Annotated in this window: 18 protein-coding genes; 5 read left to right on the top strand and 13 right to left on the bottom strand. The window is 48.2% G+C overall.

The features are described 5' to 3' along the window. The first annotated feature begins 336 nt into the window (after positions 1–336). Positions 337–1,578 (top strand): IS21 family transposase, encoded by a 1,242-nt coding sequence (gene istA / locus NSQ24_RS06675; protein ID WP_024985200.1) that lies wholly within the window; start codon positions 337–339, stop codon positions 1,576–1,578. Next, the gene (gene istB, locus NSQ24_RS06670) at positions 1,575–2,354 is read left to right on the top strand and encodes an IS21-like element helper ATPase IstB (RefSeq protein ID WP_024985201.1); all 780 of its coding nucleotides are present in this window, start codon (positions 1,575–1,577) and stop codon (positions 2,352–2,354) included. Before istA (NSQ24_RS06675) ends, istB (NSQ24_RS06670) begins: the two co-directional genes overlap by 4 nt. 188 nt (positions 2,355–2,542) lie before the next feature. Here istB (NSQ24_RS06670) and NSQ24_RS06665 read toward each other — a convergent pair whose 3' ends face one another. From NSQ24_RS06665 to NSQ24_RS06645, 5 genes are all read right to left on the bottom strand, one after another. Continuing rightward, a complete protein-coding gene (locus tag NSQ24_RS06665) occupies positions 2,543–3,226 on the bottom strand; it encodes a hypothetical protein (protein WP_171505784.1) in 684 nt (227 codons plus the stop codon). A 26-nt stretch (positions 3,227–3,252) separates the two neighbouring features. Then, positions 3,253–3,855 carry a hypothetical protein gene (locus NSQ24_RS06660; protein ID WP_172920417.1) on the bottom strand — a complete coding sequence of 201 codons (603 nt, stop codon included), beginning with the start codon at positions 3,853–3,855 and terminating at the stop codon, positions 3,253–3,255. A 382-nt stretch (positions 3,856–4,237) separates the two neighbouring features. Continuing rightward, on the bottom strand, positions 4,238–4,981 hold the full coding sequence (gene istB, locus NSQ24_RS06655; protein ID WP_025846873.1) for an IS21-like element helper ATPase IstB: 744 nt from the start codon (positions 4,979–4,981) through the stop codon (positions 4,238–4,240). Then, positions 4,978–6,486, bottom strand: coding sequence for an IS21 family transposase (gene istA, locus NSQ24_RS06650; RefSeq protein ID WP_251256056.1), 1,509 nt, complete (start codon positions 6,484–6,486; stop codon positions 4,978–4,980). Before istA (NSQ24_RS06650) ends, istB (NSQ24_RS06655) begins: the two co-directional genes overlap by 4 nt. Positions 6,487–6,597: 111 nt before the next feature. After that, positions 6,598–6,777 carry a hypothetical protein gene (locus tag NSQ24_RS06645; protein WP_339167483.1) on the bottom strand — a complete coding sequence of 60 codons (180 nt, stop codon included), beginning with the start codon at positions 6,775–6,777 and terminating at the stop codon, positions 6,598–6,600. 199 nt (positions 6,778–6,976) lie between these two features. On the opposite strand from NSQ24_RS06645, the gene NSQ24_RS06640 reads away from it, so the two are divergent. Both NSQ24_RS06640 and NSQ24_RS06635 read left to right on the top strand, forming a co-directional pair. After that, complete coding sequence (locus NSQ24_RS06640; RefSeq protein ID WP_024983513.1) at positions 6,977–7,351, top strand: DUF423 domain-containing protein; 375 nt, start codon at positions 6,977–6,979, stop codon at positions 7,349–7,351. Positions 7,352–7,564: 213 nt separating this feature from the next. Further along, positions 7,565–8,185 carry a DUF6143 family protein gene (locus NSQ24_RS06635; protein ID WP_003388177.1) on the top strand — a complete coding sequence of 207 codons (621 nt, stop codon included), beginning with the start codon at positions 7,565–7,567 and terminating at the stop codon, positions 8,183–8,185. A 112-nt stretch (positions 8,186–8,297) separates the two neighbouring features. Here the strand turns inward: NSQ24_RS06635 and NSQ24_RS06630 are convergent, their stop codons facing one another. The 3 genes from NSQ24_RS06630 to NSQ24_RS06620 form a co-directional block, all read right to left on the bottom strand. Then, positions 8,298–8,726 (bottom strand): DoxX family protein, encoded by a 429-nt coding sequence (locus NSQ24_RS06630; RefSeq protein ID WP_339167481.1) that lies wholly within the window; start codon positions 8,724–8,726, stop codon positions 8,298–8,300. Between the two features lie 217 nt (positions 8,727–8,943). After that, complete coding sequence (locus NSQ24_RS06625; protein WP_339167479.1) at positions 8,944–10,173, bottom strand: MFS transporter; 1,230 nt, start codon at positions 10,171–10,173, stop codon at positions 8,944–8,946. Then, positions 10,170–11,099: a winged helix-turn-helix domain-containing protein gene (locus NSQ24_RS06620; protein ID WP_339167477.1), complete on the bottom strand. Its 930-nt coding sequence runs from the start codon at positions 11,097–11,099 to the stop codon at positions 10,170–10,172. Before NSQ24_RS06620 ends, NSQ24_RS06625 begins: the two co-directional genes overlap by 4 nt. 255 nt (positions 11,100–11,354) lie before the next feature. On the opposite strand from NSQ24_RS06620, the gene NSQ24_RS06615 reads away from it, so the two are divergent. After that, a complete protein-coding gene (locus NSQ24_RS06615) occupies positions 11,355–12,536 on the top strand; it encodes a TolC family protein (protein ID WP_339167476.1) in 1,182 nt (393 codons plus the stop codon). Between the two features lie 164 nt (positions 12,537–12,700). On the opposite strand, the gene NSQ24_RS06610 is transcribed toward NSQ24_RS06615, so the two are convergent. The 5 genes from NSQ24_RS06610 to NSQ24_RS06590 all read right to left on the bottom strand — a co-directional run bounded on the left by NSQ24_RS06610 (position 12,701) and on the right by NSQ24_RS06590 (position 16,305). Next, positions 12,701–13,663, bottom strand: a complete 963-nt coding sequence (locus NSQ24_RS06610) for a metal-dependent hydrolase (RefSeq protein WP_172920419.1) — start codon at positions 13,661–13,663, stop codon at positions 12,701–12,703. A gap of 214 nt (positions 13,664–13,877) precedes the next feature. After that, positions 13,878–14,315 (bottom strand): DUF350 domain-containing protein, encoded by a 438-nt coding sequence (locus NSQ24_RS06605; protein ID WP_003388183.1) that lies wholly within the window; start codon positions 14,313–14,315, stop codon positions 13,878–13,880. A gap of 20 nt (positions 14,316–14,335) precedes the next feature. Next, on the bottom strand, positions 14,336–15,577 hold the full coding sequence (locus tag NSQ24_RS06600) for a glutathionylspermidine synthase family protein (protein WP_031932163.1): 1,242 nt from the start codon (positions 15,575–15,577) through the stop codon (positions 14,336–14,338). 3 nt (positions 15,578–15,580) lie between these two features. After that, positions 15,581–15,844: a hypothetical protein gene (locus NSQ24_RS06595; protein WP_003388186.1), complete on the bottom strand. Its 264-nt coding sequence runs from the start codon at positions 15,842–15,844 to the stop codon at positions 15,581–15,583. A gap of 11 nt (positions 15,845–15,855) precedes the next feature. Beyond that, a complete protein-coding gene (locus tag NSQ24_RS06590) occupies positions 15,856–16,305 on the bottom strand; it encodes a hypothetical protein (RefSeq protein WP_003388187.1) in 450 nt (149 codons plus the stop codon). Positions 16,306–16,440: the final 135 nt, after the last annotated feature.

Raw genomic sequence — 16,440 nt, 5'->3', positions numbered from 1 at the left:
TCGTTCCCAACTTTAATGTAGAGAAGGACCATGAAAAAGACCTCTTAGAATCTCTTTGTAAAATTAAAAAGTAGCATGAACCTATTGTCCGCGAAGATAATATTTTATCTCGTTATCTGGATCTCCAACCTGCTTCATTCGGTAATAACATTTTTATACTCTGAATGATACTCTTCTCGGCATAACCATCAATCTTTTTAAAAAACAAATAACCCGCAAGAGGTCACTTTTTTTAGTGGTTATCTTACGTGTGAACGGCACTGTTAAAATCCTCAATAACGGCACTTGAAAATTCCCCACTTTCGGCAGAAAATCTCTCCCTGGAGGAGAGAAAATATGCTTAAGAATGGGGAGTTTTACTTGATCAAAGACATGAGACAAAGAGGAATGAATATCACACAAATTGCTGATTCATTAGGGAGGGATCGAAAAACAATTCGTAAGTGGCTGAAAAAGGATGAGCCTTCGAAATACCAACGATCTGTTAAAAAAACAAGCATTCTCGATCCATTTAAACCCTATATCAAAGCGAGAATGGAAGAAGGCTGCTTCAATGCTGTCGTTTTGTTTGATGAGATCAAAGCCCAAGGTTATCCAGGGCAAATTCGGCTCCTTCGCTCATTCATGGAACCATTGCGCCCGGTTGTTAAGACCAAGGCAACGCTCCGTTATGAAACGGCACCCGGAAAGCAAGCGCAAGTAGACTGGGGACATTTTAAGGTAGAGTGGAATGGTGGATATAAACGGCTGTACGCCTTTGTCATGGTTTTGGGATACTCGAGAATGTTGTATGTGGAATTTACAGAGAATGAACGGCTTGATACCCTCATCGGCTGCCACTTGCGTGCCATGCAATACTTTGGCGGCAGACCGGAAACATGCTTGTATGACAATATGAAAACCGTCATTGTCGGTTACGACGATCAAGGGCATGTATTGTGGAATGAACGATTTTCCCAGTTTGCAAGCCATCACGGTCTTACGCTGCGACGCTGCGCTCCCTACCGTGCACGAACAAAAGGGAAAGTGGAAAATGGAGTAGGATATGTTCGCAAGAACTTTTGGCCTCGGGTGCAGACGTTTACCAGCCTTCGTGACTTGAATCAGCAAGTACGTCATTGGTTGGATACGGTGGCTAATGTACGGGTACACGGCACCACGCATGAAAAACCAGTAGATCGATGGAAACACGAACAGTTGAAGCCACTTAACCCGATCCCATTCGAAGAGGTAGAACGCCATACTCGAAGAGTATCGAATGATTCACTCGTTTCTTACGGAGGAAGCCGGTATTCAGTCCCCTATGTTTATGTAGGTCATACGGTAGAAGTACAAGATCTCCAGAATGGCCATATCCGGATCTATCAGGGCAACATGATCATCGCTGAACATCCTAAAGCTACTCGTACCAAGCAAGTCATAACCAATAAAAAACACTTCGAGGGGATTCAAAACCAAATTGGCGCGAAGGCTCCCCAACCTATGCCGCGTTTGGTTCCCAATCCAAGCCCCGAAGTGGTGGAACGTGATTTGTCTGTCTATGAGCAGTTTGCTGACGAGGAGGTAATCGTACAATGATACTCCAGGCCCGTTTAGAAGAAGCCTTTGTACAGATGGGATGGGTACGAATCCCGGAAATTATTCACCACCACGCAGAAGAAGCTGCTGCTCAGAATATATCGTATTTGGAGTTCTTGGACAAGCTTTTGCAAGAAGAAATCATGGCCAAGAGGGATCGGTTTATCCGCATGAAAACGCGATTGGCTCATTTACCCTACCATAAAACGTTGGAGCAATTCGATTTCAGTTTCCAGCCCTCCATTGATGAAAGACGGATTCGTGATTTGGCAACCCTCCGGTTTGTACAACAACAAGAGAATCTCATTTTACTTGGTCCGCCAGGGGTCGGCAAGACTCACTTGTCTGTTGCTTTGGCTCTCGAAGCTATCAAACAAGGGTTGACGGTTTACTTTACAACTGCTCATGATTTGGTTCAGACGCTCCAGATTGCTCATCAAAACAATAGCATCAAACAAAAAATGCGAGCATTTATAAAACCGAATGTACTCATCATTGATGAAATTGGATATCGCAAAATGGATGAAACCGCAGCTCACTTTTTCTTTCAAATTGTATCAGAACGTTATGAATCCGGCTCAATTATCCTTACTTCGAACAAATCCTATGGTTCGTGGGGAGAGATATTTGGGGATACAGTACTTGCTACAGCCATCCTTGATCGATTATTGCATCACTCCCACACGATCAACATTAAAGGGGAAAGTTATCGCATAAAGGAGAAGAAAAAAGCAGGTTTCTTTCGACCCGAGTCAACCGAAGATAAAACAGAATAAACGGAATTTTGGTCGCCACCCGCCCCCCTCAGAGGGGGCATCATTCAGACAAACCTATTGCCTATAATGGGGAAAATTCGAGTGCAGATAATGGGGAATTTTCATTTGCAGTTGACATACGGGTTATATACGAAGCTGGATCTATTAAAATGTTAGAAAAAAATTTTACGTAATTATCGTTTCATTACTCATCTATTCTTTTTTGCCCTAATCGTTTCATAAGTTGTAGCTTCATAAACTTCACCAACATATCGGTCTAATGGTCGCTCAGTACGATCATCTATTGTATAACCCAACCACTTTCCATAAACATCATATCTTTTAGCTTGAGCATAAAAATAAATAGTATAATCACCTACTTCGTCTACTGAAACACTTGTTTCCGTACCTTTAGTGTATTCAATTGTTTCCGAGGTCACATAGTTGTAGTCAAAGTGCCCCTCTATTTCAGTAAGAAACTTGTATCCTCCTTGTACTCTTGCTCCTGTATCTATTGAATGCGAAGTTTCATTGATCTTCTTTATAGTTTGGAGGAATTTATAATTTATCTTTGTCCCTCTTGCCACTTCTACGTCAGCTTTATGAACTAAAAAATACTCCCTATCATAACCATTTTGTTTAGCTCTTATTGAACCGCGTACAAATCCATCTTGCTTATATACTATAGTCGAGGAAGCAGGTTGTACCGAATTTGATTTTTCAAAACTTGGAAGCTTACTTCCTGAATCGTAGTTTAGATGTCCTACTGAGTAGGACCCAACTTCACGATCAATATCTTTTGCGAATACGTTTGTACCAGAAGCGAAAATACCCAAGGCAAAAGTAACAGACAATAAACTACTGAGAACTGCTTTTTTCTTTACTTTAAACAATTGAATTCTCCCTTTCTCTCTAATATTTAGAAACTTCCATTTAAGAAAGTATCTAACTGAGTTACAAAATCTACTAAAGAGTTGGAACCTTCATCAAAGTCAGCATTAGCAAAAAGTGTACAGCTTATGCTATATCCTTTTTTTTCAAAACTATATTGATATACATTAATAGAGGGATAAATATCGGAATAATATTCCTTAAGTTCATTATCAAGCGAATTATATCTGGCATTGCTATAGTAGATACTATGCTGCCACTGTTGGTGCTGAGATCCAAGGCGGGAACTAATGCTTAGAAGTACAATAGTTCCATTTGTTTTGTTTTTATAAATATAGTTTTTTTGTCTTCCAAAAATAGATTTAGTGATATCCTCTTGCTGTGGACCTAGAATAGTATCTGGAACAGTTAATATGTTATCGTTTCCTTTTAATAGTTCTTCATAATTGTCTGGTTTGAAATTCTCTTCCATTTCCTTTGTCATACTTTGGAATTTTTCCCTGCTTTCCTCTGTCAAAACATCCCCAGCATTAACCATTTGGGCTTTTGTAACAATTCCATAAGTATATCCACCTATAATAAATGCTGATATATATCCACCTATCAACAATACCAACTTATATTTCCTCATATATAGCCACCTCTGACTTGGTAAGCGTAACCGCGGCCTACCTAGGAATCTTTCTTTTTCAATTATAAAAACGGAAAATATTGTGATCATAACCTGTTTTTATTATATATTCCTATTAAATCCAATTATCTATTTTTTGTTAAGTTTTGTCAATCGTAAGAATAAAAAAATTAGAAAACTCCTCCCCATCCCCCACAGAAAAAAGGCGTCCCTTCCCCGGACGCCGCCATCGTCACTGAAATCCGTATCCTATTTTGTTGCATTTACTTCTGGATCATGTCGCGTGTGAATGTCAATCAAAATGTTGACCACCGTGCTCATCAAAAAATTGACCACCATGGCAAAAATCAATCCACCCGTCGGGTGGGTAACTTTTTCATGATCACGATCTTTGAATGCTCTGCTTAAAGCGATAGCTGTCTCCATTCATTGCAAAGATATGGGCACGATGGGTAAGCCGATCAACCAGGGCTGACGTCATTTGCTCATCTTTGAAAATCTGTGTCCATTCCGTAAATTCCAGATTACTGGTAATGATCATGCTTCCTTTCTCATAGCGGGCCGCACAAAATTGGAATAATAACTCCGCCCCGGTCCGACTCAGAGGGACAAACCCGACTTCATCCAAAATAATCAAATCTGTTTTCAACCATTGCCTCTCTAGCTGGAGGATTCGCTTTTGGGACTGAGCTTCCATAAGCTCGTTACATATTTTAGCGGCAGTCCAAAACTGAACGGAATAGCCATGATGGCAAGCTTCCTTCCCGAGTGCAATGGAGAGATGAGTTTTGCCAGTGCCAGAGTTTCCGATAAACATGATGTTCTCTGCCTTTTCGATGTACTCACAACGAGCCAGTTGAAGCAATTTGGGCTTATTGAGGGACGGAATCGCCGAGAATTCAAATTGATCGAGCGTTTTCATAGAAGGGAATTTGGCGTGCTTGATGCGACTCGCGATTTGGTTAGCATCCCTTTGCTGAACTTCTTGCTCTAGTAGGGCTAAGAGGAACTCCTCGTAGGGAATTTGCCGTTCAGCAGCATCATGGGCGATTTCCTTATAGACACGTTTAATCGCAGGTAAGCGAAGGCGTTTCGCGTAGGTTTCAAGCAGGAAACTCGTACTCAATGAACCACACTCCTTTTCTGTAACAAACGATTGTACTGGCTAAGATCTGGGGCCTTTACCTGAATACGTGGAACAGAGCTATCCTCCGCCAACGAGAGTTGGGGCAAACGGTGTTCCGGCAATGTTCGCTGAAACAATAATTGCCTTACGGCATCATACTGGAACATCCCTTTTTGGCAGGCCTCCCCCAGTGCTTCTTCGACGAGAGAAGTATCGAATTCACGGTGCAAAAGCAAGAGTCGAACGAACTCCTTCATCCCTCCTGGTCGGTTACGGCACTTGTCCAAGAACTTTTGGTAAATGGCGGGTAATCCTGCCTGATGCAATGGTCTAGCATAAAGAACTGCTCCTGGGCGAATAAGAAGTAAATCCAGATAATGATCGTATTGCAAAATCTCCTTTCCTTTTTCCAAGCACCGCTCATGCGTCGCAATCAGGCTTTTTCCGTGATACACCTCAATTTTTTCAGCAAATACTCGGCAAATAAGTTGGGTCGATGCATAGGAAACCGGGACGGAATAGGCATTTTTTTCAATGTGGATCATGGATAGCGTATTGCTTTTCACGGGTACAACACGGAAACAATCCAATGGCCGTGGAGGCAATGGAAGCATGATGGGCAACTCTTGAACAAATGCTTCTCCAACCGTTAGGGAAGACCGGGGAACGGTTGTATTCTCGTAAGAGATACATTTTTCGAGGAGGATTTGATTTAGCTCCTCCAGAGAAGAAACACTAGGAACAGGTGCAAAAAATTGCCTCTGGGCAAACTGTACGAGGTTTTCCACTTGGCCTTTTTGATGCCCTTTTCCCGGATCACAGAAATAGCTTTCAAACAGGTAGTGGGCACGTAGCTGAATAAATCGCTCTTGTTCCTCGCGATTTTTGCCTTCCAATACCTTCTTAACGGCTGTTGTCAGGTTGTCGTATGTGATGACTTGGGGAACAGCACCGAAAAATTCAAAAGCATCTACATGACCTTGGAGAAGAGCCTCTTGCTTCTGATGAGCAAATGTCTTGATGAAAATCTTTCTGCTGTATGTGCAACGCATACAAAAGACTTGAACCTTCACTTGTTTCCCTTGTAAATGAACCGTAACCTCACCCCAGTCAAATTGGGCAAATCGCCCTGGCGGGAAATCAAGAGGGACAAATGCTTTAGGAGGAGAAACCCGCAACTCTCTGACGTAGCGTCGTACAGTAGATTCACCGCCGGTGAATCCATGTTCGTCAACGAGTCTCTGGTAAATACGTTTGGCAGTATGACGCTGCTTCGGGGGAGCCTGTTCATCTTGACGCAGCCATTCCAAGATGATGGGCTTGACAAAATCAATGACTGGCTTCGGCTTCGGTTTTGAAAGCTGGTATACAGGGATTTCCGTTGATGTCAAGGCTTTTCGTATCACTTGACGCGAGTAGCCAGTTTCGCGAGAAATTTGACGAATCGACTTCCCTAGCAGAAAGTGTTGTTTCCTGATAAACTCATAATTAGCCATCTGAAGCATTTCCTTTCCTCCTATATCTTGTTGTCTAGACAACTACAAGATACAGGAAAGAGGTGCTCAGGTGGTCAACTTTTTTATGAGCGATGTACCACTAGGTGGTCAATTATTAGATTAGCATTCACAGTCGCGTACACCCGTATAAATAAGTGCAGCGGAAAATACCAGCATCGTGATAATCCCCAGACCATCCACGACGGGATCCAGGCCGGAGAGGAAGGAACCTTCCAGAGGCGTTTTCAGAAAAGCATAGCCTCCGACCAAGCCGCCAAGAAGCGAGAGCCATTTGTTCATCTGTGCGTCACCTCCCGTTCACCCAGCTCTAACTTCTGCTGGATTTACTACACCCTATGCGAGAGGTGGCCAAGCGGTTTAGACAGAAGTACAAGGCGTGTTCATCAATTTGCAATTGGGCATTGCTCTTCCTGTAAGGTACAATAGAAGCAGCGAGTCAGTTGAATTGACCATTTCCTCTTCAAAGGAGCGATATACGTTGCGTACCTTCTTATTGCTTGGCGCGATCAACGGTTTTTTGTCCGTTGCACTCGGCGCGTTTGCAGCCCATGGCTTGAAGCAAAAGCTGGATGAGTATTTGCTGGGCGTCTTTCAGACCGGCGTTACCTACCAGGCCACACATGCTCTCGCCTTGATCGCGGTTGCCTTGCTCATCAAGTTTTTCCCCGGTTCCTCCACATTGACCTGGGCAGGCTGGTGCTTCTTTTTCGGCATTGTCCTGTTTTCCGGCAGTCTCTATGCCCTCAGCTTGACCAACATCAAGGTGCTGGGTGCGATTACCCCGTTCGGGGGCGTGCTTTTCCTGGTCGGCTGGGCGCTGCTTGCCATCCAGGCGTGGAAAACAGCTTCTTAACCTACTCATTGTCTTTACACCATGCGGCTTCTTCTTCGACGGAGAAGCCGTTTTCCATTCTGCAACAGAATTCGGACTGCCGCGCCTCCCTGTTCGCCAGGCTGCCGCGATTTTGAGCAGACGCGGAATTGACATCTTCAGCGAAAATGCCTAGCACGGCACCCGGGCCTTTGCCATATCCTGTAGGTGAGTTTCCCCGAAGGAGCGAACCGGATGGCAAAACACCCGTTTTCTCATCAGCCGCCTTACTTTTACGGCATGACAGATATGTACATGCAAATGGGCTTTTACCCCTATCCAGGACAGACAGCCGAAGAACATCCCGATGCGAACGTTGGCATCCCTTTGCCCATGGCCATGGCCATGCAATGCAAATACTACCTCGGCCAGACCGAACCATTGACAGCGGGGGGCGGCACTTCTGCCTGGGCGGCGCTGGTCAATCCGCTCCGCTCTGAAGTCCATCTGTTCGTAAATGAGTATGTAATCACGAACCGCTCTGCCGCCTATCCGGCTGAAGCACAGCTTTGGTTCGGCAAAGCCGCTTCTCTCGGCAATCCTACCGTATCCCAGTTCGTCACACCCGGATTTGTGCAGCTCTCCCCCTGTCCACAGCCCCAAGGTCAGATCGTCTACGATACCGGCCCGCTTCCCATGAACGGCACTGCCTCGGCTACGCGGGTCGTCTCTCCCAGCTCATCCGTCGCCGCCGAAAAAACCGGCCATTGGATACTGGGTCCCGGTACAGCTCTGCTATTTTATTTTCCCGGGGAGGGAGAAGCTGTCGATTTGATCGTTTCGCTCGGATGGTGGGAGCAGCCGATGTACCGATAAAAACCGCTACACGTTGGCGGTTTTTTCGCGTCTTCATGCACATCCCAATCCAAGTCGCAGAACAGTCGGGAGGCCTTTGAAACGATAAAAGCTGTTGCCAGAAAACGACTCATTAGTCCGTTGCTATCCGCGGCTTCTGCCTTCGACCACCCAGGTAGAGAGTTGACGCCAGCAGCACCAGATCAAGCTCATACCCGCTTTTGCCTCCGCTTCCTATCAAGCCGTTTTGCCATTTTACCGTAACAATGGCACCGATCATGATGGCTGCCAGCGCCCATGCCGCATAGCGGGTGGCGATACCGAGGATCAACGCCATTCCTCCGAGCAGTTCCACGGCCAGAACAGGATAAGCCAGCCATTCCGGCAAACCGTAGCTGACAAACGATTCTCCGACCGGCTCCATCCCCTTTTTCAGCTTCGCAAGGCCATGCGCCCAGAATATCAGTCCGGTTACGAACCGCAAAAATAGAAACGACGCCTGCTCGATCCCCTTTCCCCAAGAAACGGCTGCTGTGTCGTCTTCCTCCATCCGTTTCTGCATCTTTGCGACCTCCTTTTCTCTTTTTCTACTACTCTATGCTCCCTGTCGGACAAACAGGAAAAACCCGAACAGAAAAAGTCCGGGCTTTCGTAACGGATTCGGTGCTGCATATGGCTCTGATTCGGCTTCGACTCTGCATACCGTACTGCGTTCGTAATCTATTTGGCACTGCATACGATATTACACCAATATCTCACGTTGGCATCGTTCGTCCGGCTCAGCCTGCAGATACTGGACTGGCCAACCTGCGTTGCTTCTTTTCGTAAAGACTGCGCCCCACTCCGTAAAACACGAGACTGATGACGGCGAGTGCCGCCATGACGAGGAACATGACCGGTCCCCCATAAGAGGATAAAATCATGCCGCCGGCCCACGGGCCCAAAAAATTGCCCAACTCACTAAAGCTTTGCGCTCCATAATAGGTTCCCCTCATGTGTGCGGGAGAAATCTGATCGATCTGGGCGTATTCTGCTGGAACGATCAGTATTTCACCAAGAGTAAATACAATCATCGCAATGATGAATGAGCTCCATTCCTGGGAAAAGGCAAAGCCAACCTCGCCTGCAGCCATCAAGAGCACTCCCCCGACCATCCGGCGAAACAGCGTTAAGCGCTCTGCCCATCTGGTCAAAGGGGCCTGCAGCAGCAGAACAGTCACTCCGTTGACGCTCATCATCACGCTGAATAAAGCCACGCCCTCCTTGATGTTCTGCTGCAGATACTGAGAGAGTGTGACGGACATCTGGCCATGTACCGTAACCAAGAGTACGCCTCCGAGCACAAACATCAGCAGGACGACATCGCGGCCAAGCACCTGCCACATCTTTGCAACTTGCGGTTTTTCCGCCAACTGGCCGGGCGCGTCCCCTACCCGGTACTTTTTGCAAACATACGAGAGCAATATGGCGAACAGCAAATAGGTCATGGCAGTCAGCACAAACGTGAAGCCGCTGCCCGCGATTCCGAGAAAAGCCCCCAGCATCGGCCCGATGGAGAAGCCCAGGTTGATCGCCAAATACCGGTTGGCGAAGACGCGAAACCGCTTGTCCTCCGGTGTCAAATCTCCCATCAGCGCTTTGGATACGGTACCGAAGAAGGCGCTGGCCAATCCCCTCAAAATACTGTTGAGAAGGAGTATGAACGGGTCGTTGGTGACGACAAATCCGGCGAAAGCGACTGCCATCAAAAGCATGGACAGAAGCATCAGCTTTCTGCGACCGAACAAGTCGGACAGCAGGCCGCCCAGAAATCCTCCGACCATTCCGGCCAAGGGACCGGCACCGATAATCACGCCGATCTCTGCAGGCGACAGCGACGTCGTCTCGCTCAGCATAATCGCCAAAAACGGCATGCTCATCGACTGCGTCAGCATGACGAATACGGTGCCTGCCATCAGCAGATGGACAACGGGATGTTGGGCGGCCCACGCTTCTTTCAGCCTGTTCATCGCTCGCTTCCTCCATCGTAGAAGTATTGCGACAACATGTCAGGCAGTTTGGCAAAGATCGCGTCCCGTATGCTATAGCCCTGCACCGTTGTACTGTCAGCGTAGTGGGCGCGGATCAGGCCTGCCCTGCGCAAAGCCGTGACATGGTGATGAACGGTGCTTTTGGCGAGCCCGACTGCTGCCTGCAATTCGCTCAATGTGCATGTTTTCTGGGCAAGCGTACGAAGGATGAGGAGGCGCTTCTCGTCAGCCAGGCATTGGGTAGTCGCCAATAGCTGCCTCACTGGGTTTTGTTTCACAATTTCTCCGTCAATGACCGGGTACAAGACCGTCGCCATGCCGCGATAAAAGTCAAGAATCGTGGTCGGTGTACAGTGAGCCTGAGGAACAAGCACGACGCGTTTGAGACTCTCTGTCGGCTCGATCCAGATGCCATTTGTCGCTTCATCGATCAAGAACGGCGCCTCGATGCTCTTTGCCCGCTCCCGCAAGTATCCCGCGCTTTCTTTCAAAGAAGCCAAAACAGCCTGCTCCTGACGGGAAAAGTAATGCTCATTCCAGCTAGACAAAAGCCTCAAGGAGCGATCACGAATTTCTCCCAAATTGAGTGGAATAGAGTCGACCCACGGTGCCATCCGCTCATACATCTCTCCGGCAGGCAGCGAGCCCAGCCAGTCAAGGAATTCGCCGACCGTCTCCTTTCGGGGTGACTGTGCAGCCAAAAGAACGATCCGGTGGAGCACCTCCCAGCGCTCATCCTCCAGTTCTGCAGCAAAGGACGCTGGCAGCAGTTGTTTTGTTTTTTCTCTCCAGGCAGGTTCGAGAAAATAGCTTTTCACTTCCTTTTGATGGGTGTATGCATAAAAGCTGGTTATACATTCGTACACAGGAGAGAATTCGATATCTATAGAATACATATTTTTCATTCGATCACCATCGAATATTTATTTGATGATTCAACTTTACCCCTCCTGTTTGTTTTTTGTCAATAGGAGCACTGGATCCCTGGCGTCCTTCCCGTTTTGCATCTGGCATTACAAGGACGTGATGCGACTGGTTATCTGCTAATTTTTAAAATGTGAGTGCGTTTTTCATGTTGACGAATGTGAACAGGAAAATATATACTAAACACGATATTGATAATGATAATCGTTATCATATATTTACTTTGGAGGTCTCATATGAAATCTACAGTTATCAAACGTCTTTACAGTACAACCTTGATCACCGCTTTCCTGTCGGGATCGCACATCGCTCTTGGTGTTCCGTTTGCTGCACATGCCGAACAAGCTAGCGCAGACAAAGCAGCGCTTAGCGAGGTTAAACAGACGGATTCAGCGCCGTCAACGGTAAACCAGGCAAAACAGGCTGAGGCAGCGGCATTCACACGAAACCAGACTGAACAGGCAAAAGCAGCAGCATTGACGCTTGCTCAGGCTGAAGACATAGCGCTAAACAACAGCATCGATCTGGCCATGCTGCGGCTTGATGCCGATTCAACCTATTACAAGACACGCCAGACTTTGCAAGAAAAAGGGGCCATCAAGAGCGGCTCGATAAAAACGCTTGATCAGGCAAAAAAGAAGTACGAGGAAATGGCGAAGGCACGCAAGGACCTCGTCCATAGCCAGGCTGCGATGAAAGCACAAGAAAACACTTTGCGCCTGCAAGTGCAAAAAGCTTACCTTGACGCGCTGTTTGGCAAAGCACAGCTCGACTTGCAAAAGAAAAGCATCAAGCGACAATTCTGGTCTTCCGCTCCAAGTGAAGAAACGCAAAAAAACATCGAAAATCTCGAAACCAACCATAAACAAGCTTTAGCCAAGCTAAACGAACTGTTGAATGAGAATCCGTCCAAAGAGTGGAAGCTGGAGGCAGCCGATGACTTGACGAATGACAAACTGCCCGTTCTTGAGGAAATCCAGAAAGCCGCGTACGAAAAACGCCCGGACATCGTAAAAGCGATAGCCGAGAAAACATTTGCCCAGGAAAAAATCGATTACCTCAAAGATTATTCCGCTTTGAGTACATACCTCGGCAAAATGGCTAGAAACGACGGAAAAAAAGCGGAGCTTCTTTTGCAGCGAGCAAAAGCAAAGGCGGATCAGGAAATCGCGGAAAGCTACAAGAAAGCAGTTGCGGCCAGACAAGCTATGGAGGAAAGCGCTGAAAGCAGAAAATCGGCAGAGAAGCGTTATCGCGCCGTTCTGTCAAACTATCACAACGGGAAGGCGGCTCTTTCGGAGTTGGCCCAGCAGGAGAGCGAATTGTTGGAGCTGGAGACAAGGCATGTTGAATCCATCTACCAGTACAACACAGCGGTAGCTACCTTAAAACATTCGATCGGGTATTCATCGTATTAATCGTCCAACCAGCTATAAATACTCCCAACCTTTTTTAACGAACAGGTTGGGAGTTTCACATTCTCCCTCACAAACATCAATCAATGACAAAAAGGCTCCGGCAATTAGCCAAGGAGGATGGAAACAACACGGAAAAAAACACGGGACAGCTCCCGTGCACCAAGTCACACAAACGGCGGATTCCACATTTTCTTCCGCCAGCCCATTTTCAGAGAAACGACGTTTAGCTCCCGGTCCAGACGAACATCCACGCCAAAGGGAAGCTTGCGATCGTACCAGAACCGCACGTCGCTCCAGGTCACTTCATAACCGTCGTGAATCTCTTTCCACGTCACATGGACCCGCTGGGCAAACCCGAGAAAGGCCCTGACCCCGTCGACTCCCATCGTGGCCCGAATAATCTCATTCCTCTGCTCCTTCAGGTAAACCTCCTCTACATATATGTGCTGATACTCCACTTTTCCCGTATAGAAGTGGCGGTCCGTTTCCACGACAAACCTCCAGAAAAACGGATGAAAGCTGGGGATCACATGATACACCCCGTCCAGGCCAAACCGGCCTTTCACACGGCGAATCAGCAGCTGATGCTGGCAAGCCCGGACGGCAATATAGCCAAATGATGCCAGATAGACAATCGCGAAAATCGTTCCCGGCTCTCCGTGAAAGAAAATCCACCATACCAGCCCACCCGCATGCAGCACAAACAGGAACGGCTCGAAAATGGCCAGAATGTCGAGGTGGACCCAGCGCTGTGACAACGGACGCAGGCACTGGACGCCGTACGTATTCAGCATATCGAGAAAAACGTGGAGGATGACCGCAGCCAAAGCCCACCCATACAAGAGCCAGAGATGACCCCACAAACCGTAACCGGCAGACACCAGCAAGGAAATAACAGCCGGCCACAGGAACAATGCCGGGATTGAATGCGTAACCCCCCGGTGATAGCGGATGTAGGTTGTCTGTCCCTTGACCCGGACCACCGTGTCAAAGTCGGGTGCATTTGAACCAATCACAGTCGCAGCCATGACCGCTTGCGCCAATACCGGATCGCTCGCGACGTCCGGACTCAGGTGGGCAAGGCCCCCCAAAGTAACTCCCAGCAACAGATGACTTCCCGTATCCATGACGATCCCTCCCAAACGTTTTTTGCTGTACGCATAGCCTCCTGCAACAGCGCTCTCCTTATTTCCTTTCTCTTTCTCCCTCTCCCTCAACTGTACGGAACATTCGTAACTCCTGAATCAATGCAAGGTAAAGGTTTCTTTAAGAAAGCGAGGGGCTGTCCGATTTACGAGCGACAAAAAAACCGCCGGGGCATATACCCTGACGGTTCCTTTACTAGTAGCTGATCAACGCTGCCAGCAGCAGCCCCGCCGCAATGCTCAAGCGGGAAGCAAAGATGCCGACTGATACGTTTCCGTTTGGAATTTCCGAAACGACTTTAAATGGAGTGAGCCATTCAAACAGGTAAAAGACGAGAACCTGAAAAACGACCCCGACAATCCCCCAGAGCAAAAGGTCCAGCAGGTTTACGGAATGGTAAACCGCAGATCCGAGCACGATCGCAAGCCCGATGATTTTTCCCCCGAGATCATGGGCCGCCGCTTTGGCTGCAGCCATTTTTTTCGGATCGTCTGTCTGCGATCCATTCTTGATCAGTTCAAATTCCTTGTACGGAGTCGTAAAAGTAAATACAAAAATACCTACTCCCAAAATGGGAATGGTGACAGCCAAATAAGAAAGAAAGTTTAATAGATACCCCACTTGTGAGTCCATGTCGCTCTCTTCTCCCTCCTTTATTCTTGTAGGCCTACCGGCAAATAGTAGGACATGTTGTTGGTGATCGGCCCTCCGACACGGGCGATGATCGCGGATGCCTCTCCCCCAATCAAAAACGAGCCCCAGAGCAGCCGCCCTTCGCGTTGTCCTTCAGATGTTCTTACCGTAACGACGGGAAGCTCCACGCGCTTTTGGTAGATCATCTGCTGGTCCCAGTAAAACTCCTCCTGGTCCTTCTCTACGACGCTGCCTTCCGCATCGAACAGCACGACCCCGCCTCCTTCCCGCCCAAAGACAGGCTTGGTGACGTAATCGGCAACGCCCGCGAACCGGTTTTCAAAATAGGTCGGCAGCATATACGTTGCAACAATGTCATGCTCTTCCTGCGAAAAAAACTCGCCCGCTTCATGCAAATTCCAGATCAGGGCCTGAACAGCCTTGGACTGGAGCAAAAAGGCCGAAGGCGGATTGATAATCGCCAGCTTTTTATCTGCGATCAGCTGCAGCACATGCTCGCCGGTCGGGTAGCCGTCCTCGTCTCTCTCCTCTGCGAGCTTTTCCAGGGCATGCAGCCGGTATAGCACGTCAACAGGTGTCAGGTCCTCGCCCTCGAGCACGTACAGCCGGTCCTCGAAGACACGCAGCTGCTCGAGTCCGGCAAAGCGGGCTGGCAACCCGGACTTTTCCAGAAGGTATTGCGTCGTCCCTTTGTCTTCTTCATGCCAGTCAAGCGCGCTGAACCAGATGTGCTTCGTCCGGTACCCCCGTTCTTTGTAAGCTTCCAGTATGTTCTGAAATGACGGAGCAAATCTCTTCTCCATCCCCCGGTTTGGGTTATTTACTCCAAAAGCATGGCAGACGTGCTCATTGACGCAAAAGGCTTCCACAATCCCCGTTGGCGTATCGCTGTTGTACTCCAGCATTTTCAACCCTTCTGCTGTCTGGGCAAAGTCGAAACGGCCTACGACTGTCGCAGGAATCTGCGGGATGGCGGTTCGCACAGCTCGCAGTGCCGGTTGCGGCACACCCAGCTCAAGCAACAGAGAGTCATCTGCCTTTTGCAGCACGGGCACCGTTTTTGCGAAAATTACGGCCAATTGCTTCGTCGCCAAAGCCAATTCCTCGCGAAAGGAGCCTGTGATCAGATGAATGTCGGCCAACGCGTATTCTTCGCCGTACATCCAATCCCATGTAAACACGCCTTCCGTCCTCAGAGGACCGTATAAACGTTCCCGATCAATGTTGTGCGGCGCTGTCATCTCTCACCCCGAACTGGACGTTCCGGAGCTGCCGATGCCGCCCTTGGAACCGCTGCTGATGCCTGATGAGCTGCTCTTGTCTTTACTGCTGCTGGAATGGTAATAGTGAGAGGAGCTCGATCTCGAACCGCCCCCGCCATCATCACAATATCCATCATTGTCCGCGTCATAGCAATCGTCGTCATAGCCCCCCGACGAGCAGCCGCTGATTGTCAATGCCGCAGCCACGAACAGTCCGACTACTTTAGCCGTCTTGGTTTGTGTCATCATCTTTCCTCCTACGCTGACGGCCGTGCGTAATAAACATACACGCGCCGATCTTCATCCACCTCTGCAGATGTCTTTTCCCATTCGCGACCGTTCAAGGTAATATAGTCGCTTTGCAACAGCAATAGAACATCGTCGTCATCCTTGAAGGAGTACGTATGTATAAGCGGGTATACATTGGTTCCTTCCTTGTACTCGCGCAACTCAATCTGAATGCTGCCCCAGCGTGCTGCCGCTGTATCGACGTAGTCCACGGCCTGCTCCTCCGCAGAATACCGGACATAAATGACGTAGCACCCCGGCTCAGTCGCGCAGGACGTCTTTTCAAACACGACGTGACCCTTGACCAGGTAATCGCAGGCAAACCGCAAGGAAATCTCGTCCTTGTCAATCCCGTCGTAATAGTACAAAACCGGATAATCCTTTTCCTCGTCAAGCAGACGGTATTCCAGTCGAGCCATCCTTTTCACCTCCACGTAACAGAATATCAATATTTACGGATATGGAAATGATTTGTTTCTCCTATTTTTGATAAAAAATGGTTTGGCAGCAGGACATTTTTGATGTCTCTGTACGCTCAAGCTGGCCCTTCCCAT

It is taken from the genome of Brevibacillus sp. FSL L8-0520 (genome assembly GCF_037963895.1).
Taxonomy (GTDB): Bacteria; Bacillota; Bacilli; order Brevibacillales; family Brevibacillaceae; genus Brevibacillus; species Brevibacillus borstelensis.
This window is presented reverse-complemented; position numbering and strand designations above follow the sequence as displayed.

Bases quoted from the DNA above. Each gene is read 5' to 3' on its own strand.
- istA (WP_024985200.1), top strand. From the start codon at position 337: ATGCTTAAGAATGGGGAGTTTTACTTGATCAAAGACATGAGACAAAGA.
- istB (WP_024985201.1), top strand. From the start codon at position 1,575: ATGATACTCCAGGCCCGTTTAGAAGAAGCCTTTGTACAGATGGGATGG.
- NSQ24_RS06660 (WP_172920417.1), bottom strand. From the start codon at position 3,855: ATGAGGAAATATAAGTTGGTATTGTTGATAGGTGGATATATATCAGCA.
- istA (WP_251256056.1), bottom strand. From the start codon at position 6,486: ATGCTTCAGATGGCTAATTATGAGTTTATCAGGAAACAACACTTTCTG.
- NSQ24_RS06645 (WP_339167483.1), bottom strand. From the start codon at position 6,777: ATGAACAAATGGCTCTCGCTTCTTGGCGGCTTGGTCGGAGGCTATGCT.
- NSQ24_RS06635 (WP_003388177.1), top strand. From the start codon at position 7,565: ATGGCAAAACACCCGTTTTCTCATCAGCCGCCTTACTTTTACGGCATG.
- NSQ24_RS06630 (WP_339167481.1), bottom strand. From the start codon at position 8,726: ATGCAGAAACGGATGGAGGAAGACGACACAGCAGCCGTTTCTTGGGGA.
- NSQ24_RS06625 (WP_339167479.1), bottom strand. From the start codon at position 10,173: ATGAACAGGCTGAAAGAAGCGTGGGCCGCCCAACATCCCGTTGTCCAT.
- NSQ24_RS06620 (WP_339167477.1), bottom strand. From the start codon at position 11,099: ATGAAAAATATGTATTCTATAGATATCGAATTCTCTCCTGTGTACGAA.
- NSQ24_RS06615 (WP_339167476.1), top strand. From the start codon at position 11,355: ATGAAATCTACAGTTATCAAACGTCTTTACAGTACAACCTTGATCACC.
- NSQ24_RS06610 (WP_172920419.1), bottom strand. From the start codon at position 13,663: ATGGATACGGGAAGTCATCTGTTGCTGGGAGTTACTTTGGGGGGCCTT.
- NSQ24_RS06605 (WP_003388183.1), bottom strand. From the start codon at position 14,315: ATGGACTCACAAGTGGGGTATCTATTAAACTTTCTTTCTTATTTGGCT.
- NSQ24_RS06600 (WP_031932163.1), bottom strand. From the start codon at position 15,577: ATGACAGCGCCGCACAACATTGATCGGGAACGTTTATACGGTCCTCTG.
- NSQ24_RS06595 (WP_003388186.1), bottom strand. From the start codon at position 15,844: ATGACACAAACCAAGACGGCTAAAGTAGTCGGACTGTTCGTGGCTGCG.
- NSQ24_RS06590 (WP_003388187.1), bottom strand. From the start codon at position 16,305: ATGGCTCGACTGGAATACCGTCTGCTTGACGAGGAAAAGGATTATCCG.